The 3,018-nt window shown below is 52.5% G+C and carries 4 protein-coding genes; all 4 read left to right on the top strand.

Features of this window, described 5'->3' with window-relative positions:
* Window positions 1-431: 431 nt before the first annotated feature.
* The 4 genes from ACOSYY_RS14800 to ACOSYY_RS14785 all read left to right on the top strand — a co-directional run bounded on the left by ACOSYY_RS14800 (window position 432) and on the right by ACOSYY_RS14785 (window position 2,537).
* A complete protein-coding gene (locus ACOSYY_RS14800; RefSeq protein ID WP_421663299.1) occupies window positions 432-593 on the top strand; it encodes a hypothetical protein in 162 nt (53 codons plus the stop codon).
* A 310-nt stretch (window positions 594-903) separates the two neighbouring features.
* Complete coding sequence (locus ACOSYY_RS14795; RefSeq protein WP_421663298.1) at window positions 904-1,119, top strand: hypothetical protein; 216 nt, start codon at window positions 904-906, stop codon at window positions 1,117-1,119.
* A gap of 992 nt (window positions 1,120-2,111) precedes the next feature.
* Window positions 2,112-2,351, top strand: a complete 240-nt coding sequence (locus ACOSYY_RS14790; RefSeq protein ID WP_421663297.1) for a DUF2934 domain-containing protein — start codon at window positions 2,112-2,114, stop codon at window positions 2,349-2,351.
* Between the two features lie 12 nt (window positions 2,352-2,363).
* On the top strand, window positions 2,364-2,537 hold the full coding sequence (locus ACOSYY_RS14785) for a hypothetical protein (RefSeq protein WP_421663296.1): 174 nt from the start codon (window positions 2,364-2,366) through the stop codon (window positions 2,535-2,537).
* Window positions 2,538-3,018: the final 481 nt, after the last annotated feature.

Raw genomic sequence — 3,018 nt, 5'->3', positions numbered from 1 at the left:
TGCATGAGAAGCGGTGACAAAACTGCAACTTGCATTTGACCGATGATCCTGGTACATGAGCAAGGTTTCTAAGACTTCTTTCGAGCCTGCCGGAATGCCGAGGTAGCTCAGTTGGTAGAGCACAGCCCTGAAAAGTCCTTGGTCACTTTGTCGTTCTAGTTCTCCCCTTCTCTATCCCTTTCAATTTATTCTTAATTGTCGTCAAACGATCTGATCCCTGTTTTCCGTCTGTTTGGGGCTTTTTCTGTGGATAAGTGGGAGCTGGTTGGCACTTTTGTTGGCACTCTTCACGATCGGAACATCGATATCGTTACACGTCGAGACACACCTTGAGAACGTTTCATTCCTTCAGCGTCCTCTCATCCTCCAGTTACAAGCGGATAGGGCAGCTGAAGCTACGGTGAATCCCCGTTCGTCTGTTAGGAGGTTTTATGAACCGATCAGTGGGGATTGTCATGCTGTGGGTGGTGACGTTCTTCCTGTGGACCAAACGGGATGAGGGAACACCGAAGATATCGGCGCCTTTCTCCGTCTCCTCCCCTATAGAGGACGCCTCCTTTAAGGCGTCCTGCGCCTTTCACCATCTTAAGTAGTTCAGCCCAACCCATTTCAGAAACGTTCGTCGCCACAGGCCGGTCTGCCCAGCTGTGCACGACTTGTTACCCGACCGGTCAATGCTCAAAACCGCCATCTCTGAGGAAAACAGCGACAGTCTATTCTATGCGACTGACCCGTATTGCCTCCATGATTCACTCTAGTACATTTGCACTGCTCTCGCTTCGACTGCCTTAACCAGCCGTTGCTCTGCCGTTTTCACTGACCGTCTTTCCGCATCCGACATCAGGCACTCAAAATGCACTGTGCGCTGACCATGCACTGAATCTCATCGGAAAGGATGGGCATATGCCGACTCAGCATGGTACGGATCATCGGCTGATGGAAATCATCATTCGAGCACCTGGTAGTGCGTTCGACGACATTGTCCTCGAATGTCCGGATCTGACCTGGAACCAGGTCTTTTTAACCATCGATCGGTTAACACGAGAAGGGGCGATGAGGCTGACGCCCAAAGGGGGAAGTCTCTATTCCGTGTCCCTCTCGCCAATCGCCCCAACGTAGACTGGAGGCCCCCATGCGAACGGTCGCAATGATGTGTCTTGCTTCACTGAGTACCGTGTTCACCTGGTTCGTCCATTCCATGGACGCCATCCGACCACGATTTGACGGCACAGGTCAGAGGACACTCTCTTGCACAGTAACCCGAGGAAGCCGTGCTTCTAATCGGCAATCGAGTCTCTGTAACCATTGCCGCATGAACGAAGCGACACGTCTTCCCGCCTTGTGTATCTATTGCTATTGGAATTTACCAGGATCGCAATTGATGGAATACGTCAGACAGGAGGATCAGGCCTGTCACTCAAGGGGCCGTTAAGGTAGGAGCCCGGCCGAACTTGAAAGTTCCTCTCGTGTTCCCTTTCTCCCCAAATTGATACTTTTTCTGTCTAACCGATTGGACAATCGATCGGGTTGAATAATTTGCACATTCTTCCCGTTGCGTGAATGGAGCCGCCCAAGTGTGGCAATCCGTCACCCATGTGGTAAAAGTCTGAGCACCAGAAGTCTTTCCCTTGTTTTGGATTTGACGAACTTTCTCCTTTTTTTCCGTTTAGGCATAGCTCCTGCCTCCACACTGCATGTGCGGCTCCGCCTGAGAGCTCGGCATCGCCACGAACTTCGCGCAGAGGGGGAGACTATGCCCGCTCCACACACGATTACAGAAGACATTATGCACACCATCGCGAACAGCCCTGGGTGTTTGATCGAGGAGATTGTGCTCACTTGTCCGGGAGTAACATGGAATCAAGTCTTTTTAGTAATCGATCATCTGAGCCGAACGGGGCAGGTCCAACTCACCCTTGAGGGTGCTGGTCTCTACAGGGTCTGGTGTAATGGGGCAGCCGAGCAGCCTGAGGAACACCACCACCGAGCGCTGGTGAGCAGATAGTCCGAATGTCAGCTGTGGCAAGCGGATGGGCGCTGGTGATAACGGGGCACAAGTAAAGGACCAGTGAGAGAGATTTTTGTCAGTCAACAGGAACAGGAGGTGGAACATGCAGACAACCGTGCTGCCCAAGGAACAGAAACCGGCCAGAGTGCCTCCGCTCGCGAAGGTGAAGAAGCGTGACCCCGGCAGCGCTGAATCTCAGACGGTCAGCCAGGCAGCGGGACCAAGCGAGCAAATTGCCCTGATAGCCAAACGAGCGTATGAACTTTATGAGCAACGCGGTCGGGAAGACGGACACGCGCTTGATGACTGGCTCCAAGCGGAACGGGAATGCCAGGTGTGCTAGGGAGAGGCATCGGTGTCACACCAATTCAAGGGAAGGGAAACGACCGTGTGTACCCATGACCGAATGGTGGACGATCAACTTGGAGAGGACGGGCAGAGGACGGGCCAACTGATCTGCCGGGAGTGCGGAGCGGTGCTCTCCATTCCGGGTGCCAGGAAAGTCGAAAAACAAGCGGAAGAAAAATAATTTAGACCCCGCCTCGTGATCGGCGACCACCATCTGCTTCGACTGAAGACATTTCAAGATGTCGTCATCGTTCGGGTCACAGGACTCATAAGCCGCATCTCGTTTCTCCCCTTCACCCGCAAACCTCCACATTCCTCAAGAGAATCGCAGCGTCCAGCGCACTTTCCCGTTTTCCGACATCCGATCTCTTCCCGCCCCAACCGACCAGTTCCGGCCTCTTGGTGAACATCTGGTGAACATCAGAAAGGGGACCTTCAGAAAAAGGGAGTCCCTTATCATCATCATTCCTCTTTTGGATTTCGACTATTTCCCTAATCGTCTAAGTTGCCTTCTTAGCTCGTTGTGAGCCTGATTTACTGGCCGGTAGAACTGCATTATGACGTAACCCCAATCCTTCTTGTAACCAGGAGGAACAGGCTTATTTTGCACAATCCTCAGAGCAATACTCCTCGCCAAGCCCTCGATTTTATCTATGTCCTTT

Source organism: Nitrospira sp. BLG_2, assembly GCF_049222245.1.
The sequence above is the reverse complement of the archived record's forward strand: the minus strand, read 5'-3'. Positions and strand labels throughout refer to the sequence as shown.